The following is an 18,460-nucleotide window of genomic DNA, read 5'->3' on the forward strand; positions in this document are numbered from 1 at the left end:
TTCACTGAAAAACTCGGTTTGTAAACCATTATTGCCGAAAAAAAGATTGTAAAATAACAATCAGTGATTTATATTGGAGATTATGATTTTTTTTCAAAATCTCAAAATCATAATCGAAATTTAATTTATATACAAGTTTTAAGAGGGAAGTGAATTAGCAAAATGTATCTTTATCCCCTATTAGTCATTATTGCAGCTAGTAGTTTTGGAATCGTTTCAACTATCATAAAACTGGCAATGCGTAGTGGCTTTTCGGTATCCGAGGCAGTGACAAGTCAATTTTTTGTTGGCTTCTGTATAGCAGTATGTATCTGCTTAGTTACAAACAGGTCAAAATTTAGCTTTAAAGGTGTTAAAATCCTTTTATTTGCAGGTATCTTAACTGGGTTAACAAATATTTTATATGGTCATTCTTTGAACTTTTTGCCAGCTTCCTTGGCAGTAGTACTACTGTTTCAATTTACATGGATCGGTATGTTGATCTCTTGTATTACAAAACGGCAATTTCCAAGCAGAATTGAATTAATCTCTTTAATTATATTGGTAGCTGGAACCATACCAGCTGCTGGAATAATTGATGTTGATTTATCCCAAATACCTTTGCAGGGATGGTTATGGGGATTAGCAGCTGCTCTTTGTTACTCTTTATTTTTATATGTGAACGGTAAGGCAACTGCAAGTATGACAACCTCTAACCGTTTAGTATTGGTTTCTTTTTTTGCTTTTATGATTACGGCGGCTTTTCAGTCTCCAGAAATTATTTGGAATGGTACTTTGTTTAATGAGGGGCTTTGGATTTATGGATTGGCATTAGGGTTATTTGGCATGATTATCCCCGTTTTCTTATTCACTATTGCAGTTCCTAAAGTTGGATTAGGTATGTCCTCTATATTGAGTGCTGTTGAATTGCCAATCGCCGTGATGGTATCTGTTATCCTATTAAGCGAAACGGTTACCATTTTGCAAATAGCAGGTATCGTCACGATCGTTGTCGGTATAAGCTTACCAACATTGCTAGATAAAGATGGATTGTTAAGTAGCGTCAAAACTAAGTACAAAAAATCCAGCAAAGAAGTAGCGAAAGGGTCTTCGATTTGAAGATCCTTTTTTCATGACAATCAAGCAATGTGATAACAATTCGGTTTTCTGATACGAATTTAACGTCCTCCTTAGTAGATTCAATTACACCTTTTATGCAACGCTGTAAATTTTTTTGTTCATACTCCGTTCATATTGTTGTCATAAGCAGTACACCTTCGTTGTATAAGCTATCCTTAACGGTTTATGAAAGTAGCCGGAATCCACTTAGAGATAACGAAAGGGAGGTGTGGCACGAGAGCAATGGAGAAAACGGTGATCGCTTACCGTTCTATACTATCGTGCAAACATAATGAAAAAAATGATCCTCATTTTAAGTAAATTAATAGCAGTTTTTGCTGTAGCCATCATACTTTTTTTAGCGATTGTTTTCCTAGTGAATATTGTCTGCTCTAAAATAGAGCAAGGAAAAATAGAAACTTATGGGCAGTCTGTAGCAGTGGACGGGAAAACGATGAATGTCTTCATTCAAGGAGAAGGCGAAGAAACCGTTGTGCTTTTACCTGGTTATGGAACAGCGGCACCAGCACTTGATTTTAAATTTCTAGTAGATGAATTATCTCCATTTTACAAAGTGGTTGTCATCGAGCCTTTTGGTTATGGGTTAAGTGATCTAACTGAAAAAGAACGTAGCACAGAGAATATTGTTAGTGAAATACATGAAGCTTTACAGCGTCTTCATATTGAACGTTATATTTTGATGGGTCACTCCATTTCAGGCCTTTACGGATTGGATTATGTGAACAAATATCCAGAAGAGGTGAGTGCATTTGTCGGGCTTGATAGCAGTGTTCCAACGATAAGCGAGAAAAAGATTGATTCTTCTATAATAAGAACTATAAAACTACTTAAAAAATCGGGTTTAGCGAGATTGCAAGTAAAGCTAGGGGATGACCCATACGCCGTACTACCATATGATGATAAAACAAAAGAACAATTGAGAATTCTTAAACACAAAAACATGTACAACCCAAGCCAGTTAAATGAAGCTGAAATGATGTATGAAAATTTTAAAGCAGCTGAAAATAGATCCTTCCCAAAAAATCTCCCTGTGATTTTCTTTATACAAGAAAATCATCCAGTAACTGACAGATGGATACCAGAGCATAAAAAACAAATAGAAGATTCTATAAATGGGAAAGTGATGACATTTGAAGGGGATCATTATTTATATCGTACCAAAGCAAAAGAAATCGTTGAAGGCTTCAGAGAATTTATGAAGGAAGTACAGTGAAGGTACTGAGAAAGATCCTTTATTTTATCTTATATTGATGGTCAGTAAGCACCTATCTCGATTGGGGAAATAAGGATGAGCCAACTAAGTGCCTCCGACCAAGTGTAATATATTTGTTGTAGTTAATTATTTTGTGCGTATGAACAGCCAGTATCTATTTTGAAGCCAATTAAATAAAGTTCTTGAAACGAATAACCAGGCGCTCATATGAGTACCTGGCCTTTTTTATGCAGTATTAGAAGTGTTCAAAAAGGTTCTGAAAGGTGTAACGATAACGCTGAAACCATCATCAGGAGGCTCATGGCAAAAATCATGGGGAACAGCTCTGTAATGACATAAATAGCGCTAACCAACTACTTACTTAATAGAGTATGGGTTTACTTTTATACTGTATCTAGTACAACTTGATTATGTTTAGATCTCTGAACGGAAGTTGTTACCTAGCTTGCTTCCCAGACCAAAATAATGCCGAAAATTATAAATAAGTGGGCTCCATTTATTTGGATCAATATGATTTTCTTCAATAATAATTTCCTCATGAGCATGTACATGTATCGTTTGTGTCTCAACAATTGCAAAAGTAGGAGAATAATCTGGGATACGAATATGTTTTACCTTTGCCTCGATTTGAATGGGACACTCCATAATCCGAGTAGGAATGACCGTTGTAGAATTAATAGGTGTGAATCCACAAATATCAAATTTCTCTTTTCTATATGTAAAACCAATTTGTTTCTTAAAATCTGGAACTGTTTTTTTTCCTGTGTAAGGAGCTAACTGCTCCACATTTTCCCATAGAGAGGGGTCAGGAATATTAATGACACATTCAGGATGTCGTTCTAAATTTTCTATTGCTTTTCCACCAAGGCCAATACCTAAGACAATACAGTCTCCTAATGCCCAAGAAGATGACAAAGGGCTAATATTCACTGTTCCATCCTCATTTAATGTACTCAGTAAAATTACAGGAAATCCATAATATAAAATTTTAGGATTTATCATTTTTGTATTTGGTATTTGCTTTATTATTGTCATTTTAAGTTCCTCCTACTAAATATTTTCGCTGTCATAACTCATTGTAAAATATAAAGATTTCGATAAGCATCGAAGTGTTGATTACAAAATAATTACTTCAACAAAAGAATATGGAGGAAAGGTAAAGTTTAAAGTTCTTCATTTCGTCTCCTTGATATTTCTACATTTTTTATGCCAATTTCCTTGACTTCATAAGAAAAATATGGAAATATATAAATAAACCGTTGGTCGGTTTATTTATAGGAGGTTTATGATGGCAAGGACAAATAAAAACTATGAACATAAAAAAAACGACATTTTAATTCGAATTTGGGAGGTTCTTCTGCAATATGGTTATGAAAAAATGACACTTCCGATAATCATAAAGGAATTGGGCATATCAAGAGGAGCCTTTTATCATTATTTTCAGTCAAAAGAAGAATGTGTAGATGAAGCTGTTAAATTGTTTGTTGAAAATGCGGTAGTGGAAATAAAGACGATGGATAATAAGACATTATCCGCAGATGTAAGACTTAAAATGGCAGTTCAAAATAGTATTTCTCTTTTTCATCAAAATAAAGAGCAAGATCGAATGATGAATCAACCTGAAAATGCTGTATTCCATCAAAAACTGATGATAGGTCTAACTAAATATCTTGCTCCGTATTTTGCAGAAATCATTGAACAGGGAGTGGAGGAAAAAATTTTTTACACAAATTATCCCTTAGAAATAGCTGAAATGTTATTGACACTATCAAATTTTTATTTAGATAAAGATTTATTTCATTGGGATCCAGAAACCATTCCATATAAAATAACAGCCTATGAAGAATTGATCAATAAAGGTTTAGGAACAACTGATAATATTGGCTTTTTTACTAACTAAAAAGGAGATTGGTAAATGGAAGCTGTTTTAAAATTACAAAATATAAGCAAAAAATTTAATGATTTTGATACAGTTTTACAAGAAATTAACCTTTCATTTTTTGCCCATACGTTTAATGTGATACTCGGACAAAGTGGTTGTGGGAAATCAACACTCATCAATATCATGTCAGGACTAATGAAGCCAACAAGAGGAAATGTTTATTATAAAGATTTAGATATTTCTCATGCGGAACAAAAAGAGATGATTCAATTCAGACGCTATAATTTCAGTAATATTTTCCAAGACTATTTACTATTGTCGGAATTAACGGTACGGGAGAATATTGAATTAGGGAAAACAGGGAATGCTCAAGATTTAGAATTCCGTGAACTTATAGCAAGGCTAGGGATCGAAACATTAGCAGATCGATTTCCCAATGAATTATCTGGTGGTCAGCAACAACGAGTTTCTATCGCACGTGCAATGATTAAAAATCCTGAAATTTTGTTTTGTGATGAAGCAACAGGAGCATTGGATGAGCATAACAGCAAACAAGTTGTGGACTATTTAAAGGAATTAAATAAAACCTATGGTACACTCATTATTTTTTCTACACATAACCTCAAAATTTCCACAGTGGCAGACCGTATTATTGTCATGAAGGACGGTCTTATTGAGGACGATTATTTAAATACTTCTCCACGGAGATTCTATAATGAGTAGGGTGTTTAAACAAATTTTCAAGAGTTTACTATGTGAAAAAGCGACTATGTCTGTGTTATTTTTTCTGAGCTGTTTAGGCTCATTTATGTACTTTTTTGTTCAAGTATCTATAGATGGGAATCTAAAACATTTGGCTTACAATAAAGCAAATGGGATATTAATTAATAGCTCGCAAAAAGAGCTATTGATTGCATTGCATTCTAATCAAATTTTAGCAGCTACTTTTTTAATCATTTTTTCTGTAATTGCAGCCTTTGCATTTTATATGTTTTTTTTAAAATATTACCGTAATCATCTGAAAGAAATTGGTTGCTATAAGGCTTTCGGATGTTCAAATAAACAAATAATCGCAGTTATGTTTTTCATTAATAGTAGTCTTTCTTTTATTGCCTTTATAGTAGGCTTCATATTGGGATGGGTTTGCTCAGATGTATTATTACAATTATATCGTTCATCTTTTGATATTGAATCACTTCAAAAGGGAATTTTCCCTTCAAATTTAGCAATAGGTTTCCTATTTATTGTTGTATTATCGGGAATCATGGCAATAGTGCCATACTATAAGTTTTTAAAATTTGATATTTCCTCATTATTATGTAATTTCCCTGAAGAACACCAAAATAAATGGATAGTTTTCATTAGCAATAAACTATCCAATGCAGTTCCAATCAAATATCGGCGCTCATTTCGCATAGCTTTACGTAAGCCATTAGCAGTGTCTTTACTATTCCTGTCAGTAGGCTGTTTTACAGTTTTATGGATTATGAGCATGTCACTTCATTTCAGCAGTCAATATATTTATGAAACCCAGACACTTGGTAGGTCCTATAAATATGATATTCAGTTTGAAAATTATCAGCCGTATCATCCACTAGAAGAAGATAGTACTTTCTATTTAAGAAGTAATGTGAAGATTTCATGGAAAGGAAATGAAATTAATCAACAAGCAATAGGATTTCATAAAAAACCAAATTTGTTTCAATTTTATACATTAGATCACAAGGAGCTTTTCTTACCTAAAGAAAAAGAGGTGTATATAAATGAAGCTTTATCTGAACTCTATGGAATACGACAAAATGATTATATTGAAGTAAATATTAAACATAAAATCTATAAACTAAAAGTTGCTGCTATTGTGGGAAATGCAGAGAATAAGACTATTTATCTTTCAGAACCGCAATTAGCAAGTATGTTATCCATAAAAGAGTCAAGCTATAACGGAATACTTTCAAACACTGTTCCTAAACAGTATGAGAATAAATCAATAATAACAGAAAAGGAACGTTTAGCTTATTTACAAAAAAATAATGTTTCAAATAAAATAAGTGCAGTGATAAATCAACTATTAGGATGTATGATTGGCTGTTTGCTTCTTTATCTTGTCATACTGCTAAATTTTCAAGATTGCACAAGAAATATTCTTATTTTAAATATGTTAGGGTATTCTGCAAAATCCATTAACAAAATGTTAATCAGTATTTATAAACCTCTTTTAAATGTGGCATTTATCATTATGGTTTCATTAAGTGTTATAGTTTGTCAGTTCATACAAAAAAGCCTCTCGATAAAAACGGGTGATTATATACCGTTTCAAACGAATTTGTTTATAATTGGCGGTATATGGTTGTTGCTAAATCTACTTTATCATCTTATCCACTGTAGATTTAATAATAAAATTGAAAAAATTCAAAATGCAGAACAGACTAAAAAATACATCCTTTAACACCAACATAAGTAAAATGATGTGACTATTAAGGAGATAGCAAACGAAGATGTTTTGAATGTAAAGAAATGCACTTCAAGGAACAGTGCATGGTAGTTGAAGATGCTGTTTGTTTTATCTTTCGTACGAGGGAAACTAAGGAATACAACATTAATTTTATGAGCAGGGTAAATCATATTACTATGTGAATAACTTCTTCTACTGGTAGAAATCTAAAGAGAATTCAATCACCATTTGATTATGAACGGTGGGGATTATTTAATGCTTATACAGTAAGCAATTTCGAAAGAATGGATGACAGAAATGAGCGAACTAACTGTATCATCTTTGTTTAAATGTGAGCATTCACCATATCCTAAGGGGTGCTTGAAAAGATGTATAAAATAGTGGTTGTAAAGTACAATAAGATGGGATATTCATAAGCTAAATTTCATTACGAGAGTTATCTACTATTTTCTTCATTCAATATAATTCTGTCTCTCTAATTTAGAAGGGTTAAATACGATGTTTAAAAATAAAAGGATTACATTAAAAACGAAAATACTAGGGTTAATTAGTTCCCTTATACTTCTCATTATTACGCTGCTTGCAAGTGTCTTTGCTTATTTACAAGCAGTAGATACTAGAAATCAAGTAGAACAATTAGCATTACAAGCGGCAAAATCGATTTCACTTATGCCTGAATTAAGAGATGCAATTGAACAAGAGGACTTAGAAACTCAATTTCGTCCTATCGCTGAGCAAGTGATAGATCAGGTAAACGCAGCAAATATTATCATTGAAAATCGTGATAAGATCATTTATTCTCATGTAGAAAATGATATTGAGGAAAGTGGTTTAGATGATACCAATGATCTAGCACTGCTATTTGGAGGCTCAAATATTTTTGAAGTTGAGCGAAGCAGTGGCTCCGTTATTATTGGGAAAGTGCCAATAATGGCCGACTATGGTGATTTCCAGCGCATAATTGGAGTCGTTTCGGTAGAGTTTTTGGAAACAGACATTTATCGAAATATTATTAGTAGAATTAAGACCATTGTCATTGCCTCTATTGTGATACTAATGCTCGGTATCATAGGTGGTATTTTTCTAACAAAAAGTATTAGAAAGGATACCTTAGGTTTAGAACCACACGAGATTTCATCGCTATACCTAGAAAGAAGCGCAATTCTTTTGTCTATTAAAGAAGGAATTCTTGCGATTGATCAAAATGGATTGTTAACATTAATCAATCATTCGGCTAAGAAAATGATGAATCTTAATGAAGAAAGATTAATTGGTCAGCATATCAATGACGTTCTAAAGAATTCAAAAATTGAAGAGGTTTTGCAAACAGGAAAAATGATGCACAATGTTGAGATTCTCTTGAATGATATCGTTTTTATCTTTAACGTTATTCCTATTATAAAAAACAATCAAATTATGGGGGCTGTATCTAGTTTCCGTGATAAGACTGAATTAAAGAATTTAATCAATACTATATCAGAGGTTAGGGCTTATTCAGAAGGCTTACGAGCGCAAACCCACGAATACACCAATAAATTATATTTAATATCTGGTTTGCTCCAATTAGAACGATATAAGGATGCTTTTGATTTTATTCAAAAGGAGTCAATCACCTATCAACATAGAAATCAAATATTATTTAATCAAATTCATGATGCTAATGTGCAAGCAATTTTGTTAGGGAAACTAGGGAAAGCTTCTGAAAAGAAAATAACATTAGAAATTGATCCTGATAGTCATGTCGATCCTTTGCCAAGCAATATTGAGGTAACAGATATTATTACAATTATCGGAAATCTCATTGATAATGCCTTTGATGCGGTCGCTAATCAACAAAGTAAGAAGGTATTGTTTTCAATTACTGGCTTTGGTAATGACATCATAATAGAAGTAACAGACAACGGAAAAGGGCTGTCTGAGGAACAAATAGATACCATATTCACTTTGGGCTATTCTTCTAAAGGGGAGAATAGGGGGTATGGCTTATTCAATGTTAAACGAATTGTGGAGTCATTAAGGGGCACAATTGAAGTGCATAATGATAAGAGTGGAGGAGCCATTTTTACAGTATACCTGCCAAAAAGGGCTTTCATATGAGGAGAGAAGTAAAGTGATAAAAGTTGTGATTGCAGAGGATGACTTTCGAATTGCACAAATACAAGAGGGATTTTTGAAGAGAGTATCTGATGTAAGCTTGGTTGGGAAGGCGTTAAATGCTAAAGAAACATTGAACCTGCTTGAGCAAGAAGAAGTTGATTTACTTCTATTAGATATTTATATGCCCGATGAGCTTGGAACTGATTTACTTCAGAAAATAAGGGGAGACTATCCAAATGTAGATATTATTATGGTTACGGCAGCAACTGAAAAAGCTATGCTAGAAAAGGCTATGCGTTTTGGCGTTTTCCACTATCTTTTAAAGCCGGTAACAATGGAAAAGTTTATTGAAATCATCGAGGAATATAAAAGGAAAAAAGAGCTCTTTAATAGTAGGGATGAAATCGATCAGTCAATTATTGATAGTTTCTTTGGCACTTCTGTCCAAACTGTGATGAATCAAAAGGACCTTCCTTCAGGGGTGGATCGTTTAACCTTGCAAAAAGTCAAAGAAATAATGTTTGAGCTTAAAGGTGGCGTTTCAATTGAGGAAATGGGGGAAAAGATGGGGGCATCTAGAACAACGGCAAGAAGATACCTAGAGTATTTGGTTTCAATCAACGTCTGTACAGCTAAACATGATTATGGAATTGTCGGAAGACCTGAAAGGAAGTATTACCTAATATGACAAAACACTGTAAATTTATGATAAAGGTCTAACGAATGAAGAAGAAACAACTCATGTTATTCCTACTGTTCATGATAATTCTCTTTACTTGCTCTACAAATGAATTTAAAATCGAGGAACCAATCACAAAAGAGGTAACGATTATTGCACCTAGCTCAATTGGTGGGGGATGGGATGTAACAGCTAGGGCTATGCAAGATATATTGATAAGTGAAAATTTGATGAATCAGAATATTTCTGTTATTAATAAAGTCGGTGTTGGCGGGGAATTAGGCTGGAAATATACAAAGGATCAAACAGATTCAGTAATAGCCATTAATTCAAGTCTACTTATCACTAATTATTTATTGGGTCAAAGTAAATTAACGTATAAAGACTTTACACCAATTGCCACCTTAGCGACTGAATGGGAAGTTACCATTGTTTCAAAAGGTTCGAAAATATCCAGTGCTAAACAGTTAATGGACGATCTCAAGAAAGATCCGCATGCTTATAAAATCGGTGTTTCCCCAAGGCTTGGAAATGATGATCAACTTTCCTTTGTATTAGCTAGTCAACAGGTTGGGCTGAAAACGGAACAGCTCGACTTTTATGTTTATGAAAATAGTGAACAAGTGGTGGAGGCATTATTAAAAAAACAAATCGATGTTGCCACGATGTCTTTATCAGAGGCGAAAAAATATGCTGAATCAAATCAAATAAAATTACTAGTGATTTCTTCTGAAAAAAGATTAAAGGAGTTACCAGAGGTTCCGACATGGGCTGAGCAAGGAATTGATTTAGTTTTTGAACATTGGCGTGGAGTGATGGGGCCTCCGAACATGTCAAATGCTGAAATTGAATTTTGGGATGCAACAATCGAAAAAATGGTGAAGACTGAGAAATGGAAGAAAACGCTTCAAATGTATATGTGGAATGATTTTTATAAAAATAGAAGAGAAACGATTATTTTTCTAGAAAATCAAAGTAGGATGTATGAACAATTAATGGGTATTCATATGGATTCGTAAATAAAGGGGCCGCTACATCTTAAAAGTAGCGGTCCCTTGTACTTAGTACTAGCTTAATGATAAGCCGATAGGAATACACAGTGGTGTTTGATCAACAGGATTTTCAATAATATAGCAATCAAGTCCAAATGCTTCTCTAATCATGCTTTTGGTAAATACTTTTTCAGGCGGCCCCTCTTGAAAAATTTTTCCTTTAACAATGCTAATAAGGTGGTCAGCATATTGTGCTGCCTGATTTAAATCATGTAAAACCATAACAATTGTTCGACCATGAGTTACGTTTAAATTGCGTAACAATTCTAGTATTTCAATTTGATGAGCCAAATCTAAATAGGTTGTTGGTTCATCTAATAATAAAAGATCTGTGTCTTGTGCTAAAGCCATTGAAATCCAAGCCCTTTGCCTTTGCCCTCCAGATAGCTCATCCAATGTACGATCTACAAAATCGGTCATTTTGGTGGCCATTAACGCACGGTTTACAATCGCATCATCTTCCAGCGTTTGTCTAGACAATAAACCTTTATGTGGATGTCTACCATAATAACAAAGATCTTTAACAGTTATATCTTCCGGAGCTTCTGGACCTTGAGGTAAAATAGCCAATTTCTTTGCAATTTCTTTAGAAGATTGCTGATGAATGGCTTTTCCATCTAAATAGACTATTCCTTCTTGAGGTGTTAATAATCTAGCTAAGGAGCGCAAAATAGTTGATTTGCCGCAACCATTCGACCCAATAATAACACTAATCTTACCTTCAGGAATGACTAAATTTATATCATCAAGGATTTGAGTTGATCCATAGGACAGTGAAAGATGCTCGGCTGATAATGTTGTCATAAATGTTCACCTTTCTTATGCTTTTTTTCGTTCAGCACGTAATAAATATAAAAAATATGGTGCACCAATCACTGCTGTAATGATACCAGCAGGTATTTCTATTGGAGGAAATAGACCTCTACCTAGGCTATCAGCGACTAAGAGAAGGATAGCACCGAAGAGCGCAGAAGCAGGAAGTAAAACGTTAAATTTAGATCCTACAATTCTTCTGGCAATATGAGGAGCGATTAAACCAATAAATCCGATAGAACCTACTGTGGCAACACATACGCCAATTAAAATAACGGAAACGCTTAGTAAAATATATCGCAAAAATTTTGAGCGTTCTCCAAGACCTGTAGCTATATCATCACCAAGGCTCAAAATATCTAATTTAGCAGTTAATCCAAATAGTATTGGGATAAGAATGAGGCATGGCAGCAAAAGATACACTTGGTCCCATCCTCTTGCCCAAAGACTTCCAGTCAACCATAAAAGAGTCATGCTTACATCATCTGGAAACTTAATCATTAAATATTCTATCCCTGCTTGACATATTGCTCCTAAAGCTATTCCCACTAAAGCCAATGTATTTGGCTGAGCACCTTTTTTATAAACAAACAGCATTAGAATGGCAGCAATGATAGCTGCTCCAATAAAAGCTGAAAGGGGAAGAAAAATAATAGGTGACGTTGGGAATAGAACAATGATGATAACGGCTGCTAAACCAGCCCCTTTCGTAACGCCGATTACATCTGGAGAGGCTAATGGATTACGGAGAATTCCTTGCAAAATTGCTCCAGCTGTTGCTAGTCCAGCTCCTACGATGATAGCGATTATAATACGGGGAATACGATAATTGTTTAGTATAAATCTTTGACTTTGTGTTCCTTCCCCAATTAAATTGTGAATGATTTCTGATGGTGTAATGTAAATAGCTCCTAAACCTAGACTTACTATTGATAAAATGAAGATGATGATTAAAAGCACAGGGAGAATAAGCTTAGGATGAAAATATTGTTTTTGCCTAAACTGTTGTCTATTATTCATTGTTTAATATGCCTTCCTTTCCTTGCTAAATAAAGGAAGAATGGTGCCCCAATGATAGCTGTAACAATTCCAACTGGCGATTCAAAAGGGTAAGCGATAAATCGAGCGAGAATATCTGCGTAAACTAAAAGTATAGCCCCAAAAAGTGCAGAGAATGGAATGATTCTTTGATAATCTCCTCCTAGCACTCTCCTAACAATATGAGGAACAATTAATCCTACAAAGCCTATTGGACCTGCGACAGCTACAGAAGAGCCAGCCAAAATAATGACCAGTATGCCAGCTAGAATACGGATGCGATTTACTTGTTGTCCGAGACCTTGGGCAGTGCTTTCTCCTAGGGCAAGTATAGAAATAGATCGAGAAAGTAATAAGGCAATGAATAGCCCAGAAATAGACCATGGAAGAATGATCATAACATGTGTCCATGATTTTCCATTAATTGACCCCACTAGCCAATACAGAACATCCTTTGCCTGCTCACTAAAAATAATGATTCCTTGAGTTAAAGAGGACAAAAGAAAATGTACGGCCATTCCAGCTAACGCCAGTTTTACATGAGTCATTCCCCCTCCGGAAGCAAAGGAATAGACTGTTATTCCTCCTATTGCTGCCCCAATAAAAGCAGAGAAAACAAGCGATGGGGAAGAGAGAGAAGGAAAGAGGGCGAAAGCAGTGACAATAAACAATGAAGCACCTGCATTTACACCAAATACTTGTGGGGAAGCTAATGAATTTCGAGTAATCGCCTGCATAAGAGCACCTGCTACGGCTAAATTAGCACCAACTAATGCTCCGATGATAGCTCGGGGCAATCGAAGGGTCTGAATAATTAATTGATCTTTTGATGGATTGGTTTCGAAGAAGGACTTCAAAACCATTAATAGATCGACATCTGCTACCCCTACAGAGACACTAATGATAATTCCTAAAATTAATAAAACGATTGCAGTTATTGCTGTACTATATATTTTTACTTTACCTTTAACTATAGATTCCATTAACTACAACACACTTTCTTACAAAAGATAAGACTTACTAGAAAGAAAAGTAAGTAGAATAGCTTACTTACTCCTCTTTTATTTATTTTATTTTTCATTCAGCTTTGTTAATGTGTCTTTAGCAATTGCTTCTGCTGAAATAATGCCTCGGAATCTTGTCCATAAATCTCTATCAACACTATAAATCTGTTCATTTTTTACTGCTTTTAAGTCTTTCCAAAGTGGATTTTCCTTCCATTCATCAGTAAGCAGTTTGCCTTCATTATTAGCTAAAAGTAGTACATCTGGATTGATTTCTACAAGTTGTTCCAGACTCATTTCAACATAAGGTTGTTCGTTCTGAATGGCCACCTTCAGACCTAATTGTTCAAGCAATTCTCCATCATAAGAAGAAGTAGTATGTGCTTGAAATGATGTATCTCGTACAACCGCAGGTAAAACAGTTAGATTCGAATCATGGCTTAGCTTTGAATTAATTTCGTTTATAATTTGTTTATGTTCATTTAATCTCTTTTCAGCAGCTTCCTTTTGATCTAATGTTTCTGCAATTGTTTTAAAAGAGTCCAAATTATCCTGGTATGTCGATTCACGACTTTTTAAGACAATTGTAGGAGCTATTTGCTGCAAATCTTTGTAAATAGCACTGTGTCGTTCAGCATCTGCAATGATTAAATCTGGCTGTAAAGAGCTAATAACCTCTAAGTTAGGCTGTTCACGAGTCCCTACAGATGTATAATCTATGTCACGACCAACAAGCTTGGCAATCATATCCTTTTTATTATCATCCGCAATTCCTATAGGCTTGATTCCTAAAGTATTTAAAGAATCAACAAAAGATAGCTCTAGAGTAACTATCTTTTGAGGAGTGTTAGTAATAATAGTTTCTCCCATCTCGTGTTTAATTGTTCTACTATTAGATTCTTTTGCTTCCGTAGAAGTTTGTTCCTTTTTCTCTGTTTCTGTATTTTTTTGAGTAGCATTGCATCCAGTTAAAACCATCATGACTGTTAATAGGAGCAATAGCGTTATACCACTCAATTTCCCTAACTTAGTAAATCCTTGCATTAGTCTAATCATTCCTCTCTGGTAATATAAATGAAAATGATAATCATTAACAGGGATTATAATAGAATGTTCAATGCGGAGGGTCAATATAAAGAAAGTTATGTGACATAAAATTAATAGGAGTAAAAAGTTCATTTTGAACATTTTGTTCATAGCGGGTGACTAAGTTGAATATTCGCTTCGATAACATCGGGAAAGTGAGGGGAATAAACAGATATTTTATTTTCACCACCTACATACTTCCTTTAAATTCATACGAATAGATACGATTTTTTTGACATACAAAAATCCCCTTTAAGTTTCAACGTATTGTAGTTTTTTTACGTTCTAATGAAAGGGGATAATATCATGTCCTCAACAGGGTGAAGGTGATCTTTTTATTTTTTAGCTCCTTCATCCTTTATGAAAACATTTATATTAAATTTTTTAATTGAATTTTCAGTAATGGAGTTTAATTCATCTACAGTCCATGATTGGGGCTTGAAACGATAAGCTTTTTCTGAGAAATTGAAGACATCAGTGTTTATTTCCAGCCCTTTATTAAATGTACTTTGAAACTGTGATAAAATAATATTTTTAATATCATTTTCAATTGTTTCTTTTCCAATATTTTTTGGATTTTCTCTGATAGAAGCTTTTATTTCTAAATTAAGTATATATTTAGGAATCGAATTATCCACAATTTCTATATGATAATCTATAGTATCAATAAACATCGAAACAGACTTATCCTTTATTGATAATTTCATGTTTTTAAAATCCTTATTAAACCAATCTAACCCTGATAGTTCTTCTTCCTTTATCCAGCCATTGAATTTTTGATGTGAAAGAAAATAGGCACCACTTATTTTTAATATATCTTTAGATGTATTATCCTCCATCCAATAATCTTCACTAATCTGTATGGAAGGAACCATTATTGATCCAACTGGTTCATAATATCTTTTAATCATGTCTTGTACAGTACTGGTTGAGATGAACGAATTAAAGAATAATTGTTCATTTGGATCATAAGGAAATGTTAAGATAGGTGGTTTATAAAAGAGACCATGTACATTCATTATCTCTTTAATATCATCATCTTCAAATCCATAGGCTAAAGTATTGTAACGTAAATAGTAATCCCTACTAAAAAAATCAAAAAATTCATCTAAATGTCCATCCAATATATTTTTGGAAATAAAGAAAGTTTGTATATGTCCATAATACAAAGGGTTAACAGAATTCTTTTCTATATCATCGATTGCTCCCTGTATTGTTTCACCTTCTCCATGTCCAACAACAATTGGAGCAGGCTCAGATGAAATGCCAGGATCTGAGCCCGCAACATTTGTAAATCCGAAAGCTTGAAAATATAAATGATACGCATCATTAGAATAATCTATACCAAGAGCGGTAATATAAACTTCACTTTGTATTTCCTTCGTGCCTAAACAACCGCCTAGCATAAATAATAAAGGAAAAATGAATGTTATTTTGAATATGCAAGTATAGTAATGGGACAATTATAATCTCCCTTCTGCTGAAAAAGCAGTCAGTCTTTTATTTTAATTCTAAATGGCATTTTTAAAAAACCTTTAATAAGATTGGGTATACTTACTTTGTAAAATGTAGAAAGGTAAGGATGCCCGAAACTTTCTAATGATGAGATATATGTTAAGAAAAATAAGACGCTTAAAACAAAGCCATACATTCCAAAAAAGGAGGCAATTACTAATGTAGCAACTCTTATTAAAAATACATTTCCTAGTATATTTTGATTAATTAATGTATAGCTAGATATAACGGTAAGTGCTCCAATTACTAATGTTGATGGTGATGTAAATCCTGCTCTTATGGCAGCATCACCAACTATTAAGCCTCCTAAAACTGCAACTGTTTGACCTACAGCTTTAGGTAAACGTATGCCCGCTTCTCGAAAGAGGTCAAAAAAAACGAGCATAATAAGAATTTCGAACGAAGAAGAGACGGGTAGTCCAATTTTAGATGCAGATATTGAAACTAGTAAGGGAAAGGGTAACTGGTTAAGTTGATGGACAGTTAATGCAATCCAAAACCCAGGTAAAAATATACTTGTTAATAAAGAGGTAATCCTTAAAATTCGTGAAAAACTCACAAATAAAAAATTAGTTTGATCATCTTCCGGGGCTTTCAAAATAAGTAGTAAATTTGCGGGTCCAATTAAACAGCTTGGACTTCCATCTACCAATATGACAAAACGGCCCTTATTGAGAGAACTTACTACAAAATCGGGTCTTCCTGAATAATCAAGGAGAGGGAAGAGGGTCAACTTATCATAAAGTAATTCTTCAATATGATAACTACTTGCAATATTATCTACTTTTATTTTATTTAGTTTGTTTTGTACATTCTTTAAAGTGGTCTGATCAATATTGTTCTCAATGTAGAGCAATAAAACTTTTGTTTTACTTATATCACCAATTGTAAACTGGTCACTTGATAAATTTTTACTTTTTAATCTCATTCTTATTAAAGAAAAATTGGTATCTATATTTTCAATAAACCCGTCTCTGGGTCCTCTTAATGAGACTTCCATATTTGATTCTTCAATGGATCGTTCAGGTAGTTTAGCTAAATTGGTTGAATATAAGCTGTTTGATGGAACATGAAAAAAATATAAAAAACCTGAGAAAATTTTGCTATTTATTTCATCTGTCTTCGTTCTGAACTCTTTTCTCTCCTGTACTTCTAAATAGCGATTTATAATTTCGACATCGTGTAAATGGCCTTGTTCAGCCAAAAATCTAATATTTGGTAATAATGAATTCAAAAAAAGTACACTATCAATTAAACTATGGCAATAGATAAATATAACTTCATGTTTTTCGTTATTAAACATATAGAATTTACTACTTACCGTTATATCTGATTGGTGACTTAATTCTTTATAAAAAAAATCCCTATTTTCAGTCAAGATTATGAACTCCCTTTTGCTTTTTTTCTAATACGTAGAAAACAGTCATAAATAAGAATAAAAATACAAAAATAGAAAGGAGATAAGTGCTTTTTATAAATGACAAAAAATCAGAAACAGACCAAGGAATTAATAATCCTATTGTTAAACATAGATAACAAATGAATAATATTAATTTTCGGTTTTTAAAAAAGGAAGATACAATATACATAAATAAACATATGCGAATAAAAGCCACTGATAATATTTGGAGAACAGATAAAGAATCCAATCTTGTAAAGTACTTACCAAATGATAAAACCCTCCATTGCTCGTTTAGAGGAAAGAGCATTTTCTGGGTTATATAAATGCCGAATTCAGATATAGTAGTCGCAATGGAAATAAAAACCAATATGACAAATACAATAGAAAAAACGAGTATTCCTTTTCTTTTCATTCTCTCTTTTACATAACCATTTAAAACAATTAAAATAAAACCCATTTCTAAAATACCAATACATATGTATAATATTCCCCATAAAATGGACGGAGTATTACTTGTATATACTGGTAACAATAGTTCATATTCATTGTTCATTGAGTTCCCTAAGTTGAGGAGTACAAACAAAAAAATGTAGAGTGAACAAATAATTATGGACTGGATAGCTATGGTTTTGATCCCTTTTAAGGAACCATAAAAGCATAATAATATAAATAAAATAACTGTTATAAAATATGGATAATCAGAGTTAAAACTTTCATCTGCCCAAATAATTGTAAACTTGAGTGAGACGAAAGTGGATGAAATAAAATAAACTATATATGAAGTAATGATGAATAAATAGAGTGGTCTGCTAGTCTGGACAGATGTTAATTCAAGAAATGAAGTATTATTTGTTGTAATTCTAGAAATAAACAAGGCAAAAAAGAATATTGGGATTACACTAGCTAATGCACTTATCCATGCTTCACGTTCGACCACTGTGAAAATTGTGGGAATTAAAACGAAATGTGCTAAAAAACTAACTGATAAGAATAACAAACAATATACATGTATTGGTTGTAAAACTTTGTTCATTTTATCTTAAACCCCCTCCTAACAATACTCCCCATGTTTGTTGTCATCTAATCTAAATAGACTTCTTTTTATTAT

16 protein-coding genes are annotated in these 18,460 nt (G+C 33.3%); 8 read left to right on the forward strand and 8 right to left on the reverse strand.

Annotation, left to right across the window (positions count from 1 at the left end):
* Window positions 1–162: 162 nt before the first annotated feature.
* Together MHI22_RS22810 and MHI22_RS22815 are read left to right on the forward strand one after the other, a co-directional pair.
* A complete protein-coding gene (locus MHI22_RS22810; RefSeq protein WP_271912657.1) occupies window positions 163–1,098 on the forward strand; it encodes an EamA family transporter in 936 nt (311 codons plus the stop codon).
* A 292-nt stretch (window positions 1,099–1,390) separates the two neighbouring features.
* Window positions 1,391–2,332, forward strand: a complete 942-nt coding sequence (locus tag MHI22_RS22815; protein ID WP_330493504.1) for an alpha/beta fold hydrolase — start codon at window positions 1,391–1,393, stop codon at window positions 2,330–2,332.
* Window positions 2,333–2,746: 414 nt separating this feature from the next.
* Here MHI22_RS22815 and MHI22_RS22820 read toward each other — a convergent pair whose 3' ends face one another.
* A complete protein-coding gene (locus tag MHI22_RS22820) occupies window positions 2,747–3,367 on the reverse strand; it encodes a flavin reductase family protein (RefSeq protein ID WP_089932129.1) in 621 nt (206 codons plus the stop codon).
* A 253-nt stretch (window positions 3,368–3,620) separates the two neighbouring features.
* Here MHI22_RS22820 and MHI22_RS22825 point away from each other — a divergent pair, with 253 nt between their 5' ends.
* From MHI22_RS22825 to MHI22_RS22850, 6 genes are all read left to right on the forward strand, one after another.
* Window positions 3,621–4,232, forward strand: a complete 612-nt coding sequence (locus tag MHI22_RS22825) for a TetR/AcrR family transcriptional regulator (RefSeq protein WP_058843324.1) — start codon at window positions 3,621–3,623, stop codon at window positions 4,230–4,232.
* A gap of 15 nt (window positions 4,233–4,247) precedes the next feature.
* A complete protein-coding gene (locus tag MHI22_RS22830) occupies window positions 4,248–4,937 on the forward strand; it encodes an ABC transporter ATP-binding protein (protein WP_058843325.1) in 690 nt (229 codons plus the stop codon).
* Between the two features lie 46 nt (window positions 4,938–4,983).
* Window positions 4,984–6,660: an ABC transporter permease gene (locus MHI22_RS22835; RefSeq protein WP_340812675.1), complete on the forward strand. Its 1,677-nt coding sequence runs from the start codon at window positions 4,984–4,986 to the stop codon at window positions 6,658–6,660.
* 504 nt (window positions 6,661–7,164) lie between these two features.
* Window positions 7,165–8,763 (forward strand): ATP-binding protein, encoded by a 1,599-nt coding sequence (locus tag MHI22_RS22840; RefSeq protein ID WP_036124914.1) that lies wholly within the window; start codon window positions 7,165–7,167, stop codon window positions 8,761–8,763.
* A gap of 13 nt (window positions 8,764–8,776) precedes the next feature.
* The gene (locus MHI22_RS22845) at window positions 8,777–9,451 is read left to right on the forward strand and encodes a response regulator (protein ID WP_058843327.1); all 675 of its coding nucleotides are present in this window, start codon (window positions 8,777–8,779) and stop codon (window positions 9,449–9,451) included.
* A gap of 35 nt (window positions 9,452–9,486) precedes the next feature.
* The gene (locus tag MHI22_RS22850) at window positions 9,487–10,461 is read left to right on the forward strand and encodes a tripartite tricarboxylate transporter substrate binding protein (protein WP_036124911.1); all 975 of its coding nucleotides are present in this window, start codon (window positions 9,487–9,489) and stop codon (window positions 10,459–10,461) included.
* Window positions 10,462–10,509: 48 nt separating this feature from the next.
* On the opposite strand, the gene MHI22_RS22855 is transcribed toward MHI22_RS22850, so the two are convergent.
* The 7 genes from MHI22_RS22855 to MHI22_RS22885 all read right to left on the reverse strand — a co-directional run bounded on the left by MHI22_RS22855 (window position 10,510) and on the right by MHI22_RS22885 (window position 18,385).
* On the reverse strand, window positions 10,510–11,298 hold the full coding sequence (locus MHI22_RS22855; protein WP_058843328.1) for an ABC transporter ATP-binding protein: 789 nt from the start codon (window positions 11,296–11,298) through the stop codon (window positions 10,510–10,512).
* Window positions 11,299–11,313: 15 nt separating this feature from the next.
* Window positions 11,314–12,327, reverse strand: coding sequence for a FecCD family ABC transporter permease (locus tag MHI22_RS22860; RefSeq protein ID WP_058843329.1), 1,014 nt, complete (start codon window positions 12,325–12,327; stop codon window positions 11,314–11,316).
* Window positions 12,324–13,328, reverse strand: coding sequence for a FecCD family ABC transporter permease (locus tag MHI22_RS22865; protein WP_340810167.1), 1,005 nt, complete (start codon window positions 13,326–13,328; stop codon window positions 12,324–12,326). The genes MHI22_RS22860 and MHI22_RS22865 overlap by 4 nt, the downstream gene beginning before the upstream one ends.
* 87 nt (window positions 13,329–13,415) lie before the next feature.
* Window positions 13,416–14,393, reverse strand: coding sequence for an ABC transporter substrate-binding protein (locus MHI22_RS22870; RefSeq protein WP_058843331.1), 978 nt, complete (start codon window positions 14,391–14,393; stop codon window positions 13,416–13,418).
* A 377-nt stretch (window positions 14,394–14,770) separates the two neighbouring features.
* Window positions 14,771–15,898: a Ger(x)C family spore germination protein gene (locus tag MHI22_RS22875; RefSeq protein ID WP_340810168.1), complete on the reverse strand. Its 1,128-nt coding sequence runs from the start codon at window positions 15,896–15,898 to the stop codon at window positions 14,771–14,773.
* A 29-nt stretch (window positions 15,899–15,927) separates the two neighbouring features.
* Entirely contained in the window at window positions 15,928–17,328 is a 1,401-nt protein-coding gene (locus MHI22_RS22880) for a spore germination protein (RefSeq protein ID WP_089932134.1), read from the reverse strand.
* On the reverse strand, window positions 17,321–18,385 hold the full coding sequence (locus tag MHI22_RS22885) for a GerAB/ArcD/ProY family transporter (RefSeq protein WP_330493508.1): 1,065 nt from the start codon (window positions 18,383–18,385) through the stop codon (window positions 17,321–17,323). The genes MHI22_RS22880 and MHI22_RS22885 overlap by 8 nt, the downstream gene beginning before the upstream one ends.
* Window positions 18,386–18,460: the final 75 nt, after the last annotated feature.

The organism is Lysinibacillus sp. FSL L8-0312, from assembly GCF_038003285.1.
GTDB lineage: Bacteria > Bacillota > Bacilli > Bacillales_A > Planococcaceae > Lysinibacillus > Lysinibacillus fusiformis_D.